The 17,172-nt window shown below is 37.5% G+C and carries 13 protein-coding genes and 4 pseudogenes; 5 read left to right on the forward strand and 12 right to left on the reverse strand.

Going from position 1 to position 17,172, the window contains the following annotated elements:
• Positions 1–2: 2 nt before the first annotated feature.
• The 4 genes and pseudogenes from atpH to atpB form a co-directional block, all read right to left on the reverse strand.
• On the reverse strand, positions 3–563 hold the full coding sequence (gene atpH / locus WG932_RS16855) for an ATP synthase F1 subunit delta (protein ID WP_014019204.1): 561 nt from the start codon (positions 561–563) through the stop codon (positions 3–5).
• Between the two features lie 10 nt (positions 564–573).
• Positions 574–1,068 carry a F0F1 ATP synthase subunit B gene (atpF, locus tag WG932_RS16860; protein ID WP_149392068.1) on the reverse strand — a complete coding sequence of 165 codons (495 nt, stop codon included), beginning with the start codon at positions 1,066–1,068 and terminating at the stop codon, positions 574–576.
• 77 nt (positions 1,069–1,145) lie between these two features.
• A complete protein-coding gene (atpE, locus tag WG932_RS16865; RefSeq protein ID WP_014019206.1) occupies positions 1,146–1,403 on the reverse strand; it encodes an ATP synthase F0 subunit C in 258 nt (85 codons plus the stop codon).
• Positions 1,404–1,443: 40 nt separating this feature from the next.
• Positions 1,444–2,465 (reverse strand): annotated as a pseudogene (gene atpB, locus WG932_RS16870) (F0F1 ATP synthase subunit A).
• Between the two features lie 176 nt (positions 2,466–2,641).
• Here atpB and WG932_RS16875 point away from each other — a divergent pair.
• Positions 2,642–2,875, forward strand: coding sequence for a hypothetical protein (locus tag WG932_RS16875; protein ID WP_149392070.1), 234 nt, complete (start codon positions 2,642–2,644; stop codon positions 2,873–2,875).
• 33 nt (positions 2,876–2,908) lie between these two features.
• Here WG932_RS16875 and WG932_RS16880 read toward each other — a convergent pair whose 3' ends face one another.
• Genes WG932_RS16880 through WG932_RS16890 form a run of 3 tightly spaced genes read right to left on the reverse strand, consistent with a single transcriptional unit; the run spans position 2,909 to position 4,405 of the window.
• Positions 2,909–3,148, reverse strand: a complete 240-nt coding sequence (locus WG932_RS16880; protein ID WP_014019209.1) for an AtpZ/AtpI family protein — start codon at positions 3,146–3,148, stop codon at positions 2,909–2,911.
• Positions 3,114–3,533, reverse strand: a complete 420-nt coding sequence (locus tag WG932_RS16885; protein ID WP_014019210.1) for a bactofilin family protein — start codon at positions 3,531–3,533, stop codon at positions 3,114–3,116. Before WG932_RS16885 ends, WG932_RS16880 begins: the two co-directional genes overlap by 35 nt.
• A gap of 2 nt (positions 3,534–3,535) precedes the next feature.
• Entirely contained in the window at positions 3,536–4,405 is an 870-nt protein-coding gene (locus tag WG932_RS16890; protein WP_014019211.1) for a M23 family metallopeptidase, read from the reverse strand.
• A 200-nt stretch (positions 4,406–4,605) separates the two neighbouring features.
• Between WG932_RS16890 and porW the strand changes: the two genes are divergently transcribed.
• The 4 genes and pseudogenes from porW (at position 4,606) to uvrC (ending at position 11,482) form a co-directional block, all read left to right on the forward strand.
• A complete protein-coding gene (gene porW / locus WG932_RS16895) occupies positions 4,606–6,105 on the forward strand; it encodes a type IX secretion system periplasmic lipoprotein PorW/SprE (RefSeq protein ID WP_483084751.1) in 1,500 nt (499 codons plus the stop codon).
• Positions 6,006–7,151 carry a tetratricopeptide repeat protein gene (locus tag WG932_RS16900; protein WP_483084752.1) on the forward strand — a complete coding sequence of 382 codons (1,146 nt, stop codon included), beginning with the start codon at positions 6,006–6,008 and terminating at the stop codon, positions 7,149–7,151. Before porW ends, WG932_RS16900 begins: the two co-directional genes overlap by 100 nt.
• An 8-nt stretch (positions 7,152–7,159) precedes the next feature.
• Positions 7,160–9,469: a penicillin-binding protein 1A gene (locus WG932_RS16905; protein ID WP_149392072.1), complete on the forward strand. Its 2,310-nt coding sequence runs from the start codon at positions 7,160–7,162 to the stop codon at positions 9,467–9,469.
• A 219-nt stretch (positions 9,470–9,688) separates the two neighbouring features.
• A pseudogene (gene uvrC, locus WG932_RS16910) lies at positions 9,689–11,482 on the forward strand (excinuclease ABC subunit UvrC).
• A 52-nt stretch (positions 11,483–11,534) separates the two neighbouring features.
• Here the strand turns inward: uvrC and porN are convergent.
• From porN to WG932_RS16935, 5 genes and pseudogenes are all read right to left on the reverse strand, one after another.
• A complete protein-coding gene (porN, locus tag WG932_RS16915; protein WP_014019215.1) occupies positions 11,535–12,359 on the reverse strand; it encodes a type IX secretion system ring subunit PorN/GldN in 825 nt (274 codons plus the stop codon).
• A gap of 43 nt (positions 12,360–12,402) precedes the next feature.
• Entirely contained in the window at positions 12,403–14,004 is a 1,602-nt protein-coding gene (gene porM / locus WG932_RS16920; protein WP_149392073.1) for a type IX secretion system motor protein PorM/GldM, read from the reverse strand.
• Positions 14,005–14,061: 57 nt separating this feature from the next.
• Positions 14,062–14,870, reverse strand: a pseudogene (porL, locus tag WG932_RS16925) (type IX secretion system motor protein PorL/GldL).
• Between the two features lie 63 nt (positions 14,871–14,933).
• Positions 14,934–16,027: pseudogene (porK, locus tag WG932_RS16930) on the reverse strand (T9SS ring complex lipoprotein PorK/GldK).
• A 114-nt stretch (positions 16,028–16,141) separates the two neighbouring features.
• On the reverse strand, positions 16,142–17,116 hold the full coding sequence (locus tag WG932_RS16935) for a PorP/SprF family type IX secretion system membrane protein (RefSeq protein WP_483084753.1): 975 nt from the start codon (positions 17,114–17,116) through the stop codon (positions 16,142–16,144).
• Between the last annotated feature and the right edge of the window lie 56 nt (positions 17,117–17,172).

Below are 17,172 nucleotides of genomic sequence, written 5' to 3' on the forward strand. Positions count from 1 at the left end.
TATTAATATTTCTTCTCATACAGGTTCTGGGTTAGGTCCAGATGCAACTGTTGTAATTTACTTTTGATCGATTCATCAAGTTGTTTGTCCCCAATTTTAAGAACAAAACCACCTATTAAATTTGGATCAATCTTTTCTATGAGATTCACTTTATTTTTTCCGGAGACTTCTTTAACAATCTCCTTAAACGAGGTTCGCAAATCCTCATCCAATTGTATGGTGCTTACCACCTCCGCGGTTTGAATTCCCAGGTGATCATTGTATAACCTTAGAAATGCAGTGGCCATATCGGGGAGAAATCCAGTACGGCCTTTCTCTACCACCAAATCGAAAAACTTTAAAGTCAATGCGGAGGCATTTTTGCCAATCAAAGACTTTAAGACAGCTAATTTTTTATCAGAACTTATGACAGGGCTTTTAACCATGTCTGAAAAAGATGAATCACCAGCATTTAATGATAAAACGGTTGTCATATCCAACTTTACCTGATCCAATTCTTTTTTCTCTACTGCAAGTTCCAGCAGTGATTTTGCGTAACGAGATGCTACTTTGTATGCTGACATTCCGAGTAGATTAGTTTAATTTAATATCTTTCACAAATTCTTCTACCAACTCTTTTTGAGAAGCTTCAGTGGCAAGATTTTGTCTCATCAATTTCTCAGCAATCTTTAGAGAAAGTTCAGCAACTTGAATTTTAACATCTGTCAATGCGGCCTGTTTCTCAGTTTCAATCACAGCTTTGGCCTCTTCGATCATTTTCGCTCCAGCTTTGGCTGCCTCTTCCTTGGATATTTCCATGGTTTGGGTTGCAAACTCATTCGCGGAACGCAATATTTCATCTCTTTCAACTCGTGCTTCTTGTAGCAAACGCTCATTGTCGGCTACTAGATTTTGCATTTCCAACCTTGCTTTTTCGGCCTCATTAAGGGACGCCTCAATGGTACTGTCTCTCTCATCAAGTGCTGAGAGGATTGGCTTCCATGCAAATTTGGCTAAAATGAAAAATAAGATGGCAAAGGCTATTAGTTGCCAAATAATCAAACCTAATTCAGGACTAATCAAATCCATTTTGTGTATTTTTTAAGCTAAAGATCAGTTTTGTTCAATAATTAAGAAAGGACCGGCCTAACGCCGGTCCAATTTTTCTAGAAAGTAATATTACCATTAAGTGCGATAAGTAGACAAACTACTACTGCAAACAAGGAAACTACTTCAATAAGAGCAGCGATGATCAACATTGCAGTTTGGATTTTACCAGCTGCTTCAGGTTGACGTGCAATGCCTTCCATGGCTTGCGCACCGATTTTACCAATACCCAGACCTGCGCCTATCGCAACAATTCCGGCACCGATACCCGCACCCATAAGTGCAAAACCGGCAGTCAATAATAATGAAGTTAACATACTCGTTTTTATTTAATTTAATTGAACAAAGATTTCATAATTAATGCTCATGCCCATGCTCGGCTACAGCAGAACCGATATACATGGCAGAGAATAAAGTAAATACATAAGCTTGAATAGTAGCTACCAGTAATTCTATCACATTGATAAATACTACCATAAAGGTCGAAGCCACTCCTACAGCATAAGACTCAAAAATAAAGATCAGCCCTATAAAGCTTAGAATAACAATGTGCCCGGCTGTAATCGCTACAAATAGTCGAACAGTAAGGGCGATAGGTTTGGTGAACAAACCAATTATCTCTACGGGTACAATCACCAATAATAGTGGAAGCGGTACCCCGGGGTAGCCACCACATGTTTCCAATAGTCTTTGTTACCATTAATATTGGTAATGAAAAATGTTATTATCGCTAAGGAAAACGTTACAGCAATATTCCCTGTTAGGTTCGCTGCACCAGGCACCAAACCCAAAAGGTTTCCAACCCATATAAAGAAAAACAAGGTCAATAAATAGGGAGTGAACTTTTTGTATTTTGGGCCAATATTAGGCTTTGCAATTTCATCACGGACAAAAAGAACTATGGGCTCAATAAAGGAAGCAATTCCTCTTGGGGCTTTATTCGGATGCTTTTTGTAGTAACCGGAAGCTGACAGTGTAAAGAATAAGGTCACGGCCAATATCAAAAACAACATGGCCACATTTTTTGTAATGCTCAGATCAATAAAAAACCTGCTTTCATCAACTGCTTTAAGCTTATCATGATCATCTATATAGTACCCATTGTGCTCTACACCGAAATGATGCGTTTCGGGATCTACAAATGAGGAAGAAGAATAAAACTCAATCCCCCTGTCAGAAGAGTAGATAATTACAGGAAGAGATAGTGTGACATGCGTATGCCCTATGGTGGCAAAATGCCATTCATGGGAATCCTTAACGTGATGCATGATGAAGCTTGTTTTATCTTCATCACCATCAGAGGCAGCCATTGCTGCTGCAGAAAATGTCAGTAAAATTACTGACAATAAGATACTTAACCTGGTAAATTTGCGGACCATCAAAACAATTTTTATTGCCTATTTCGAATGAAGGCGCAAATTAGTTATTAAGCCGTACATATCAAACAATAAGTACAACAAATAAATCACAAAGAAATCAACCACAAACCAAAGTAAATTTTCGTGACCTAGCCATAAAATAAAAAACAAAGATAATACAGCAAAATAATCTAATTATGGTCATTCCCAAAATCACAGAAACACTGGTAAATGCTTCTAATTTCATCAATTTTTCTGCCAAAAACCCTGTAACTCCTGTGAGAACTGCAAAAAATAAAAGTATGGTATATATTAAGGTATGCACCCATGGTCCGGGATATACCAGTTCAATAAACCAAATAATTGCAAAAAGCAACAATGAAAAAAACACCAACCCCAACAATGGGTTTTTAAATAAAGCCTTCATCTGATTGAAATATTTTGGAAGAGATTTTAAGAAAGATTTACTCTTCTTTATTTTTCTTAGGAGAAATGGACTTGAAGAGTTGGTAAAAAGCAATGGCTGTAGAAAGAAAACATCCTATTAATAAATAAAGAGGAAATTCCATATTGCTCTTCAAATGTAGCCTGTACCCTAAATAGCTACCAAGACCAATAATGGCACACATTTGAAAGGCCAAACCGAAGTATTTAACATACACCGGAGGCTCAGTTTGAGGAGGCTTGTTTTTTGGTGTCCCCATCTTTTCTTTCCACTTTTAATTGGTTACTGTTGCCCATATTGCATTTACCATTGAACTCAGCACCATTTTCTATGATTAATTTTTTGGTATAAATATCACCATAGATCAATGCTGTCTTTTTTAGATAAAGTGAATCTGAACAGTAAATATCTCCTTTGATCTCTCCGGAAATTTCCACATCTTGAGCCCTAACATCTCCATTGACCTTGGCTGACTCGCCAATGACAATTTTCTGCTGAGAATCTAGTGATCCATCCACCGTTCCCTCTACTCGGATATTTCCCTGAGAACCTATATTGCCTACTATTACTGTTCCTAATGCCACAAGATTACTTGAAGTAACCAACTCTGTGGTATTTTTCTTATCATCAGTATTTTTTGCCATATCTAATCAAATGTAATAAATTCTTGAGGGTCAAGCGGATTTCCTCTGTACCACAACTCAAGATGCAAGTGCTGTCCGGTGGTCTGTTCACCGGTGTTTCCTATTATGGATATTATTTCACCACCACGAACGGGGTCTCCAATCGATTTCAATATTACAGAATTATGTTTGTAAATAGAAATCAATTCATTCGAATGCTGTACTGCTACTACATGACCGGTCTCTAGTGTCCAGCTAGAGAAAATCACAGTACCATCAGCAATGGCTTTCACTGGTTCATTTTCAGCGGCAACAACATCTACACCGAAATGATTTTGACCGGATGAAAAACCACTTGAAACCACTCCTTTAACCGGTGGAAAAAAATAGTTGTCAGTAAATGCCCCACTACTTATCCTTCCAAAACTCGATTCCTCAAGAGGAAGCGATTCAAATTCTCCGATAATTTTCTTGGTGGCGTCACTACTTTTATACAGGTCAATCTCCCCTCTATTCACTACTGGTTGGCTTGCGGTATCCGAAGTTTCCGGTGTATTGTTTTCAAATTCACCGGAAATAACATTCTGAATATTTTTAACATATTGATCCTTGGCTTCAACCTCCATGATCAATGAATCAATTGATTCAGACAAGGCATGAATTTTAACCATATTTTCTGTTTCTATATAAACGGGATCAAACCACCTCGCCAACAAGGTTTTTGATAAAAACAAAGATATCACAAAGCAGGTCATGAAAACTAATACGAACAATAATCCTACCCTGACCTTCGTAATATTAAAGGAGGTAATAACCGAAAAGTCTTCCTCCTTTCTAATTACTATCAGGAACTTTGTTTCTATCCAGTCGTTTATTTTCTGTTTAAGGCTCAATGGACACTTGTTTAAGATATTTATTTTTTACAAAAATAGAATTTAATTCCTTTCGTTTAAATATTTATTCCAAAAGAACTAATTTGGACAAGAATTCAAACTCAAAAACATTGCAAAGGGTCATTTTATTTTTCTTTTTAATCATAAGCGTGAATTTGCTATCTTCTTGCTCTTCGCAAAAAGACACCTTCACAAACCGATTGTACCATAACACAACGGCAAGATTCAATGCCTATTATTATGCCAAGGAGAAAATCTTAGAATTAGAAAAAGAAATAGAAAATGAATACCAAGAAGATTTCTCTCAAGTATTGCCCGTATTTTATCCTATTGATAGTAGCACTGTTTCAGCCAAAGAGGACCTATTGAAGGAAGCCCGGGAAATGGCTTCAAAAGCCGTAGATTGGCATAAAATAAGCAAATGGGTAGACCCTTCCTATTTCCTTATTGGTAAGGTGGACTATTACAAAGGCAAACATGAAGAAGCTCAAAACACTTTTAAATTCCTCAATGTCAATAGCTCTCAGGATGAGGTAAGGCACGTCGCGTTGATACAGTTGCTAAGGTCATTTATCGACCATCGCCAATATGAAGATGCAAGCTTTGTTATAGATTTTCTTTCAAAAGAGGAAAACATCTCTGACGAAAATAAGCAATACCTATATAAAACTTTGGCTTATTATTATGAGGCTCGCGGAGAAATGGATTTGATGGCTCCATCCTTATTTAAATCTCTCGAATATACATCTAGCAGATCAGAGGCGTCCAGAATAAACTTTATTTTGGCCCAACTGTATCAAAAATCAGGTTTAGATGCATTTGCTTATGAATACTATCAAAAAGCACTATCAGGTAGCCCAAATTATGAACGAACATTTTTTGCCCAGCTCTATTCCCAACAAGTGGCAGAATTGGAACGAAGCAAAGATTTGAAACGAGTTAGGGAATACTATGATGATCTTTACAAAGACAATAAAAATGTAGATTTCAGAGATGTTATTCTATTTGAAAAAGGCCGGTTTGAAAAAAAACAAGGCAATTTGGAGGAAGCTATTAGACTTTACACCTTGGCAGCTAAAGAGGAAGGGGAAAACGAACGCCAGAAAGGATATATTTACGAAGAACTCTCGAATGTTTATCTAAATGAAAAAGAGGATTTTCTTAAAACAAAATATTACTTGGACAGTGCCATATCTAAGTTTAAGGAGACAGATAAAAATCATGGTGTCCTTGCTGCCCGCAAAGTCATCTTTGATCAATATGCAACCAATTATGAATTGCTCACCTATAATGACAGCCTGATTCAACTAAGTCAGCTCAGTGCTGAAGAACAAGAGAAATATGTTGATGATTTCCTAGCGTTGGAGGAGGAAAGACTCATCAATGAGGCGAAAATGGCTGAAGAAAAGAAATCTCAAGGGATCTTTGAAAATTTGCTGGCTTTTGGAGGAGGTGGTGGTGGTTCAGGAGCCTCATTTTATTGGGACAATCCTGTAGCCATTCAAAGAGGAGCATTGGAGTTCACTCAAATTTGGGGCAATAGACCTTTGTCCGACAATTGGCGAAGTAGCGATAGGGGTTTCAGGAGGCCGCCAATTCAGTGGAGAATAATATCGCTGTTGATGAGCCGATGGAGGAGGCAGAAGAAAACAGTTCGGCTACCATCACAGCAAAGCTTCCTGATAAAAACACCCTCTTGAGCCAAATCCCTAATACGCCGGAGGAACGAGAAAAGATGGTAACCCAAATGGAAGAGGCTTATTTCAATTTGGGTAAATTGCTTTACTTTGACCTCAAGCAATCGGAGAAATCGATTGAATACTTGGAGGCTTTAATAGAAAAGTATCCGGAAACCTTAAAAAAGCCTGAAGCCTATTATACCTTATTCTTAGCCAATCAAGATTTGAACATTAACGCGGATAGATACGCACAACTATTGAATCAGGAATTTCCTAATTCTCAATTTACCAAGTCCATAAATAACCCCGACAAAGTCTCAGGATCCCAGGCAAACCTAGCTTCAGGGGAAAATTATAAAGTTGCCTACGGCCTTTATAAAGACAGGGCCTATGAAGAGGCAAAAAATATTATTAGAAAAACCCTCGATGAATATCCATTGACAAAAAATACGGATCGATTATTGTTATTGGATATCATGATCACCGGTCAATTAGAATCATTGGAAATTTATAAAAATAGACTTCAAACGTATTTACAGCAAACCAAAGAAGAAGAACTCTTGGCCTTTGCTGAAAAATTATTAAATGCAGTGAGTGATGAAAGCGAAGAGGTAGCAGAAGAAAACGCTGAGGAGCCGGATGAAAATGAGCTGCCTTCAGACATTTCAATAGTGAAACCCGAACCTCCTGCAGAAGTTTCTCCTTATAAAGAAGGCCTAAATCAAACCCATATTTTCATTTTACCAATGAATGCATCATTAGCTGAGACTGCCAATGATTTGACAGCTTCCCTAGAGAGTTTCCACAATGCCAATTTTGCCAATCAAAGACTAAGAACAGGCACCATATCACTAGGAAAGGACACAAGTATTTTGATCATAAGCCCTTTTTCCAGTGCAGAAAAATCTCTAGCCTATAAAGAAGCCTTTTTAAATAGTTTTAATAATGATTCCTTAACTGAGGAAATAAAAAATAGTAGTTTTGTAATTTCAATTGGTAATTTCCAACAACTCAACAAAAGGAAAGACATTGAGGAATACAGGTCTTTCTATGAGAAAGCTTATTGACATCCAGTATGAGTAAAGTAAAAAATAAAAATTCCAAGCCACTTTATGTTAAAATAATAAGGTATATGTGGCTTGCTTTCATTTTAGGATTGGCAGGATTTGTCTTGTTTGTAGTATCCGTAAATGCAAATTTCTTAGGCTTATTCGGAGAAATGCCCGAATTTGAATCATTAGAAAATCCCGATAGTGAATTGGCTTCTGAACTATACTCTGCAGATGGGGTCTTGTTGGGCAAATACTTTAGGGAAAATAGAACTCCCGTAACTTACAATGAACTTTCTCCCAATATTATCAATGCCTTGATCGCCACTGAGGATGTAAGGTTTGAAGACCATTCAGGAATAGATCCCAGAGCATTGGGTAGGGTCTTTGTCAAATCCATCCTTTTGATGCAAAAAAATGCCGGAGGAGGAAGTACCCTTAGCCAGCAAACGGCAAAAAACCTATTTAAAACGCGTTCCGGGGATTCTCAGGGACTTTTAAGTAAAGTACCTATATTGAATATGGTCATCATCAAAACCAAAGAGTGGATTGTGGCCACAAAGTTAGAAAGCGCCTATACCAAAGATGAGATTTTGACCATGTACCTGAACACTTCAGACTTTGGAAGCAATGCATTCGGTATTAAAACTGCTGCTAAGACATTTTTTAATAAGGATACAAGAGATTTAAATATATTGGAATCCGCTACTCTGGTAGGTTTGCTAAAAGCCCCTTCCTATTACAGCCCTGTGTATAACGCCGAAAATTCTACACGAAGACGGAATACGGTGATGGCTCAAATGAAGAAAGTAGATTTAATCTCGCAATCTCAATTTGATTCCTTGAGCGCAACGCCAATGGCGTTAGAATACCAAGTAGAGAGTCATAATGAAGGTTTGGCCACCTATTTTAGAGAGGTCGTTAAAGCCGATTTACTTCAATGGACAAAAGAAAATCTACAACCTGATGGAAGCAACTATGACCTTTTTGGGGATGGCCTAAAGATTTACACCACGATTGACAGTCGATTACAGAAATATGCAGAAGAATCTGTTCAGGAACACATGTCAGAGCTTCAAAAGAAATTTGAAGAAGAGATGGGGGATCGTGATCCTTGGATCGATAATCGCCGAAGAGTAATTCCCAACTTTATAGAAAATGCTGTCAAAAGAACCCAAGCTTATAGAAATCTAAAAGCCAGGTATGGGGACAATACAGACAGTATTGAATACAAACTCAATGAAAAGAAAAAAATGAAGGTTTTTTCTTATGAGGGAAATATAGACACATTGATGAGTACCATGGATTCCATGAGGTACTATAAGAAATTTCTTCAAACCGGTTTTGTATCTATGGACCCTCATTCTGGCCATATCAAAGCCTGGGTAGGGGGCACCAACCATTCTCATTTCAAGTATGACCACGTTAAACAAGGAAAAAGACAACCGGGCTCTACTTTCAAACCATTCGTATATGCTGCTGCTATAGAAAATGGCTATGGCCCTTGTTATACTGTGATCGATCAGCCGGTAGAAATTAATGTACCCAATCAACCAACATGGAGGCCCAATAATGCTGATGGTAAATTCACCTATGAAAGAATGACTATCAGGTCGGCCATGTCGCAGTCAGTCAATTCAATTACTGCCTATATGATGAAAAAACTCAGCCCGGAAGTGGTAGTAGAAACTGCCAAAAGGATAGGCATCACTAGTGAACTTGAAGCAGTACCAGCCTTGGCACTGGGGACTGTAGATGTATCCATTATGGAAATGGTAGGTGCCTTCAGTACTTTTGTCAACAAGGGGGAGCACATCACTCCGATTTATATTGATAGAATAGAGGATAAAAATGGCAATGTATTGCACCAATTTATTCCTAGAAAAAGACCGGCAATGAGCGAAGAGCATGCCTATATCATGGTTTATATGTTGAGAGGTGGAACAGAGGAAGAAGGAGGAACTAGTCAAGGTTTACCTTGGAGTATAAGAGATGAAGGCAACGAAATAGGTGGCAAAACAGGTACTACCCAGAATGCATCAGATGGATGGTATATGGGAATAACAAAAGACTTGGTCAGTGGAGTATGGGTAGGTGGAGATGACAGAGCCATACATTTCAGAAGCTGGATCAATGGTCAAGGTTCCAGAACTGCTCGGCCTATATGGTCAAAGTACATGAGCAAGGTTTATGAAGATACTTCATTGGGCATCACCAAAGGACCATTCCCTAAACCTGAGAGACCTATCAGTATAGAAATTGATTGCTCAAAATACGATCTTGAAACGGAGGAATATCAAGAATTTGACTACGATGCAACATCAACAGATTTCTAGGTTCTTCTTCTGTTAATATTCTTGAGGATTAACTATTCCTTTCAAAAAAGTTATTTAAAATTAATTATAGGATAGAAGCATCAGGTAATAAAAAAATCAATATTTTATTGCCTGATGCTCCTTACATACAAGGTAAATCAAATAGACCTTACATTGAGTATTTGATTAATTACAACACATATTCAGAGATCAAATAATAATACCACTGTCTCCATGGACATGCTTTCCCCTTCATATTTACCGGAAAACCACAATCAGCTACCTGAATTACCTGGGGTATATAGGTATTACAATATAGAGGGTAAGCTCATCTACGTAGGAAAAGCAAAAAACCTCAAAAAAAGAGTTGGTAGTTACTTTAGTAAAAGTGTAGGCATCAACCAAAAACCAGGAAGATGGTGAGGGAGATCAGAAAGATTGAAATCACCATCGTTAATTCTGAGTTTGATGCCTTGTTGTTGGAAAACAATTTGATCAAAAAACCCAACCCAAATACAATATCCTATTAAAGGATGATAAGACTTACCCATACCTTCTCCTTACCAACGAACATTTCCCAAGAATATATGCCACCAGAAGAGTGATCCCATCTATGGGGACCTATTTTGGACCTTTTGCAAGTGTAAAAGCAATGAACAATGTGTTGGAGCTTATTCACTCTTTATTTACTTTGAGAACTTGCCGGTTAGATCTTTCACCGGAAAAAATAACAAACTCAAAATATAAGGTTTGCTTGGAATACCATCTAGGAAATTGCAAAGGACCATGTGAAGGATTACAAAATGAAAATGAATATCTGGCCGACATCGAACAAGCAAAAAACATTTTAAAAGGCAATCTGGGAATTGCAAAAACCTATTTCAAGGAGAAAATGACAGAAAGTGCTGCTGAAATGAATTATGAAGCGGCTCAAGGATTTAAGGAAAAATTAGATTCATTAATTAATTACCAAGCTAAGTCTCTTGTAATCAATCCTAACACTGACAGTTTAGATGTCTTTACCATCGTAAGTGAAGAAAAATTTGCTTTTGTTAACTACCTAAGGATAAAAAATGGAGCCATTACCTTAAGCAAAACGGTAGAATTAAAAAGAAATTGGACGAGCCGGATGAAGAGTTACTGTTAACCGCTATTGTCAGGTTAAGGGATCAGTTTCAAAGTGATGCAAAAGAGGTTTTGGTAAATCAGGAATTTAAAGAGAGTCCGGAAGGCTTAACTTTGGTACAGCCAAAGATAGGTGACAAGAGAAAATTAATAGAGCTGAGCTTAAAGAATGCGCTCTATTATAAAAAAGAAAAACTATCCTTTGCAGATGAAGGGAAAGACAAGAAAAACAGGGTTATTCTACAATTGAAAAAAGACCTTTCTTTAAATGAATTACCTACACACATTGAGTGCTTTGACAATTCAAATATTCAAGGCACCAATCCTGTGGCAAGCATGGTGTGTTTTCTAAATGGGAAACCGGCCAAGAAAGAATACCGTCACTACCATATCAAAACGGTGGTGGGCCCGGATGATTTTGCCAGTATGGAAGAAGTAGTTTTTAGAAGGTATAAAAGACTTGTTACTGAAGAAAAGCCTTTGCCGAAATTGATCGTAATTGATGGTGGAAAGGGTCAGTTATCCTCTGCTGTTTCAGCTTTAAGGGACCTAGATCTGTACGGAAAAGTACCCATTATAGGGATTGCGAAGCGTTTAGAAGAAATATACTTTCCGGGAGATCAATACCCTATATATATTGATAAAAAGTCTGAGTCATTGCGTTTAATTCAAAGAATTAGAGATGAAGCCCATCGTTTTGCCATCACTTTTCATCGCGACCTTCGAAGCAAAGGCGCCTTAAATAGCAAGTTATTGGCCATTGAGGGAATTGGGGACTTAACTGCACACAAGCTATTAAAACAATTCAAGTCCTATAAAAAAATTGAAGCTGCATCAAAGGAGGAAATAATATCCGTGATAGGCAAAGATAAGGGCCAGAAAGTATGGGAGGCCATGCACAAAAAATAAAAGCAGGCACATTGCTGTACCTGCTTTATTATTGATGTTATACAAAGTTATTTTACCATTCCCAGAGGTTGTTTTCCCACTCCAAGAGTTCGTATTCAAATTCAACTGATTTTAAATAAGCTTGAAGTTCTTGATTAGGGTTATTTGAATCAATCATATCCACAATTAATTCATTCTCCGGATTCGTATATTTCCTTACTACTGATCGGAACAGCCTCATATCAAACGCTTGATTGTAAGGTAAATTTTTGGAAATATTTTGAAAATTTGTCCATTCTCCATGTTCCTTGGTGTCAAAATAATTGTAAAAATCTCTAAATCTTATAAAGCCAATTGTCTTTTGACCAACACCATAATTGGTTTCATTTGGCATCACTAATTCAAGGTATTTAATATCAAACCTTACCTCAGAGCGATGCTTGTCAAAAACAAAGTCTTCTCTAAAGTCCAAGTAATATAAGTCCTTTACAAATATTGAATCGCCATTTTCTGCTGTCCAAAATCTAGTTTGAAAATCCGTGATGGGAAGTGGCTCTCTAAATTCTTCATCAGCGAATACTTCAATGGAATTTTCAACAACCGCATTGTAAATATTCATCATGATTCCATCCCTCTTCAGGCCACCTGTGCCATAAAATGGCAAATTGTATTTCTCCCTAAGATCAATTCTTCTCCACACACCAATTTGGTACATTTTGTCAGAATCTCTAATTGGAAGGACAGAATATACAGTATCCATATCATAACCACCATCACCTACATTCATTCCAGGATTACCGGAATTAGGGATATTTTGGGAAAACCCCGGCAATGCAGAGAAACAACACGCAACAATGCCAATTGCCAGTAGCCCAATTACTTTCCTTAATTCTTTCATGATTTCTTACATTTAAATATAGAACGATTCAACTAACCGAATATTATTTAATCGGAATTGGGAAAACTTCGTTCACAGCGCTTTTAATTTTGCTACCCCTAAAATTGGTTCGTGTCACTTCCTTTACGATGACCACCAAACGATCTCCGGACTGTGCTTGTGCAAGTAAATTTCTTACTGCTATATTTTGTCCAGAAATAGCTACACTTTCTCTAGGCACATCATTTCGAACTAGCCTTACTTCACCTGCAGTAACTTCAAAGTTAGCATCTCTTGGCATGGTTCTACCAAATGTTGGCTCAGGAACTGCCCTGATTTGGAGGTTTAACAATCCGTTGACAGGAGTTGAATTCTGTAAATCAATTTTTCTATCCCCATTATAAGGAATTATGGAAGGATCCGGAACAGGCTTGATATCATAATCAACGGAGCCAATTTTATTTCCACCACTAGACACCCCAATAACAACTTTTCCTGAAGCGGCCGGAATAATGGTTACATCAGAAGGTCTTGAACCTTTGACGGCTTGGCCCCCTGACACAGAGAAGTTAGGCGCATAGGTATTTCCTAAAGCAGGAACCTCAATAACCAAATCGTTGGCACATTCAGCATACAACTGGTTCACCACTTCAGAGCTTACTTTGATCACCGGTTGGGCTACGAAGTAGTCATAATCTATGGTGAAAACACTATCCTCTCCACCAATAGGAACTGTAATCTCACCTTTGAGAGATCTAGCCGCTAATCCTCTGTCATCATAATTAGAAGCCGGAGCTACCGGAAATTTAATTTGACCAAAACCTTCCTCAACAGGAATTTCTCTACCATCAGCAGTCATTTTCAACTCGGTGGATGAGGAGGAAGATGCCAAAAACATTTCAGCTTCGAAAGTAGTCCCTGCTGCCACAACATTTGAATTGGCGGCAATTCTTGCTTTCAACTTATCAGCTTCAAAGATAAATGAACCTAAAGAATTGGTAATTGCTGTCAGGGCTTCACTTTCAATATTCAACACCTCATTTTGATGCTGACTAATAATTGCTAAAACAGCACCAATTGGAGATTTGACATAGTTTAAGTTTACATAATCCTTGAAATTTACATCGACATCATTTTTGAAAAGGTCGATTTCGTCAGCATTCTTAGCTATTCTTTCGAAGGACATGTCAATATTCAATCCAGCCAATATTTGTTCTAGCTCTTCAGGAAATTCATTCAACTTTTCCTGCATGTCATAGCCAAGGCGATTATTATTGAATAAATTACCCGGAATATCAACATTTTTAAGTGCAGAAGATTTAAAGTTGCCTTGATCATCAATGGCATTTGATTCTTCAATCAACTTCGTTTTTGCTTCTTCCAAATAACTTACCAATTCCGCACTTTTTTGGCGAATTTCCTTGGCTGCTTCCACTTTAGGGATATCAACCTTGTTATTACCTTGTTGTTCTACCGTACTAGATATAATATTTACAGAAAATAGGTTTTTCTGAACATAATTCTTTGAAGTTCTTTCCAACCCATCGTTGATCAATACAAATTTTTGTAGGATTTGGTTACTTACTTGTAAAGCCAGCAGCGCGGTCAATACTAAGTACATCATCCCGATCATCCGCTGTCTTGGTGTTTCTTTACCACCCGCCATAAGCTATTTTACTTTATGAATATATATAAATAAAAATTTGATTGGAATTATGTTTTATTAACCTTTCATGGCTGTTAGCATGCCACCATAAATATTGTTAAGCGATTTAACATTTTTATTGAGTTTAGCCAACTCATTTTTGAATGTCTCTGTTTCTTTTCCTGCTTCCTGAATCCCTTCCATTGCTACACTAACATTGGAATAGAATTTACTAATGGTTTTGGCATGCATATTGGAATCTTTCAATTCTTCCTCATACACATTATTTAATGAAGCCAGGCTCTTGGTTACATTCACTAATTGGTCTCTATAAGCCTTTGCTCCCTCAGATGCCGAAGACATTTCAGCCAAAGCACTTGCAGTTTTGGTATAAGACTCATTGATTTCAAGCATTGATTTGGATGCTTTTTTACATTTTCAGCATAATCATTGGTAGCAACCGCTGCATCCGAAAGCTTACCTAATTTCTCTGTTGAACTAGCTAGGTTTTGCATGCCTTTCCCCAGACTTTCGATCAATTCAGGGCCTATTTTTGCTTTAGCCAACATTTCATCCAATTTTTGGGAAGTTTGATCAGTATTTTGCACAGCCCCTCCTCTTCTTACCGGAGTAGCTCCTGCATTTTCACCTTCCAGCTCAGGATACACCTTTGTCCAGTCTAATTCTTCATTTTTAGGTTCAAAAGCAGATAGAAAAAATATCAATGCTTCTGTTGACAAACCAACACCGATCATTATGGAAGAAAAACGCCAGTCCAAAATTTTGAACATCGCACCAAGAATTACAATTGCGGCACCAATACCATAAATTTTAGGCATTATTGATCCGTAGAATTTATAAGCGAAAGTGTTATTTTTTGTAGACATATTTAGTAAAAATAAAAATTTAAAACGGTTTGCTAGTATTTGATTTTAAGTGATTATTAATAATTATCGACGGCTCCTTTTGTTTGAATTAACATTCATGGAACCTGACCTTCCAATATAAGTCATCGTCGTTCTAAATCCAATATGAGCCGTCTGAACAAATTGGTATTCAAAATTCCTTGAACTAGTTTCTAAAAATACCCTACATCTTTCCACGATCCGCCTCTCACTACTTTTCTACTTTCAGTAGAATCAATATACGTAGGATTCATATCCCATATCAAAGCATTTGCAGCAGGATTGTACGCATCTTCTACCCACTCTGCTACATTTCCTGCCATATTATATAGCCCGTATCCATTGGGTGCAAAAGCATCCACAGGAGCTGTATAAGCAAATCCATCATCTATATAATTACCCCTTCCAGGTTTAAAATTAGCCATCAAACAGCCTCTCCTATTTTTAAGGTAAGGACCTCCCCAAGGATATTTTGCAATATCTTTACCTCCTTTTGAAGCGTATTCCCACTCTGCCTCTAATGGTAAACGAAATTTAGGCATATCAAACTCTGAATCGTCATTGGCATTCATATGGTATGATTTCCACTCACAAAATTTCTTGGCCTGGTCCCAACTAACACCTACAACCGGATAGTCATCAAAAGCCGGATGATCGAAATAGTATTCCATCAGGGGATCTCCATAGTGATGTGTGAAACTTTGGGACCAAATTGTGGTATCAGGCAACAGTTCTTCCAAAACAAACTCTGGAGGATTTGCTTGGGTAGTAGGAGTACCTAATGCCAATTCCCCCATTCTCACTGCATCTAAAAACTGTCTGTATTTATTATTAGACACTTCATATTTATCCATAAAAAACTCAGAGATAGTCACTTGTTTATTGGTTGATGACCTGCTTACACCTATATCTTCATCTGCTTGACCCATCCAGAATGTCCCCGCCTTGATAGGAACCATCTCAAATGGCAGGGATTGCTGCCAGCCGGATCTTTTAGGCACACCCGTTACCTCACCTCTTCTATTGAGCTTTTCACTAGCTGTACCCTTATTTCCAAAAAGGCCACAACTTTGAAGTAGTGTCATTATTAATAACCCTGATATCAGGGTCAAAAAGCTATGATTCATTTTTTTTAACATAAATGACAATAAAGTAACTACATTCATTTTCAACCATTTAAACAATCAACTAATTCGAAATTTAACAGATTTTATTAGAAAATAGCAAAGATTTCTTCAATAAAATTCTTAAAGTTAAAACCTATATCTCGGAGTTCTTTGAATAATTCTGTCAAATTGTTTCGCTACTTGGGGTATATTATAAGTAAGCATAAACTCATGAGAAGATGGCTTTTTTGCCTGAACGCCACCCACTACCAAGTCAAATGCATACCCCAATCTAAGGGAGTTGTCTTTCAACAAACTATACCCTACCAAAACTGATGCCGATTCTTCTAACCTATAAGCCATTCCAAGACTTACTTTTTTATTATATGTGCCTATAACGCTAAAGTCATATGAAAAATTATTCAAACCAACGGATTTAACCAACATACTAGGTTCAACACTCAATTGGGCAAAAGTGTTTATTTTGTAACCAGCCATCAAATAATTATGATTTTCAAGTTGATTAGCTAAACTTCCACTACCAAAATCAAAATCAGGCTCATTTAAATGCCTGCTACTTAATCCCAAATAAAAATTTCCTCGCTCGTATAATAATCCAATAGAAGCTTGAGACTTCATTTGGTTTTCATCCCCTGCAGAAGGGATACTCGGATCAGGATTAACCGGCGAAAATTCATCAAATCTTATCGTGCTAGAAAAAAAACCACCTGATGCACCAACTCTTAAATTTCCTCGGCCTAACCTTAAGTTATACGCTAAAGAAAGATTCACCTCCTGGTTGCTAAATGGGCCTATTTGATCATTTACTGCAACCAATCCAAATCCTACCGGCAAACTTTTTAATCTCCCGGAAAAAGATATCAACTGGGTGGTGGGAGCCCCTCCTGCTCCTGAGCTCGTACTATAATTTAACCATTGACTTCTATGGAGTGCTGTTATAATATTTCCTTCTTCTCTACCTGCGAAAGCGGCATTGTAAAACATACCGTTATTCATATAGTGCGTAAACTGCGCATCCTGCTGCGCATTGGCTTTCTGGAGATCCAGAATAAAAGCCATGACGATCATCACACAAGTTAACAGGTAAATTCTTTTATTCATGCGTAAAAGATGTTTTGCTTTCCGAAATCTATTCTACACAATTAAACTGAATTTAC

The organism is Cyclobacterium sp. SOCE241 (assembly GCF_056867545.1).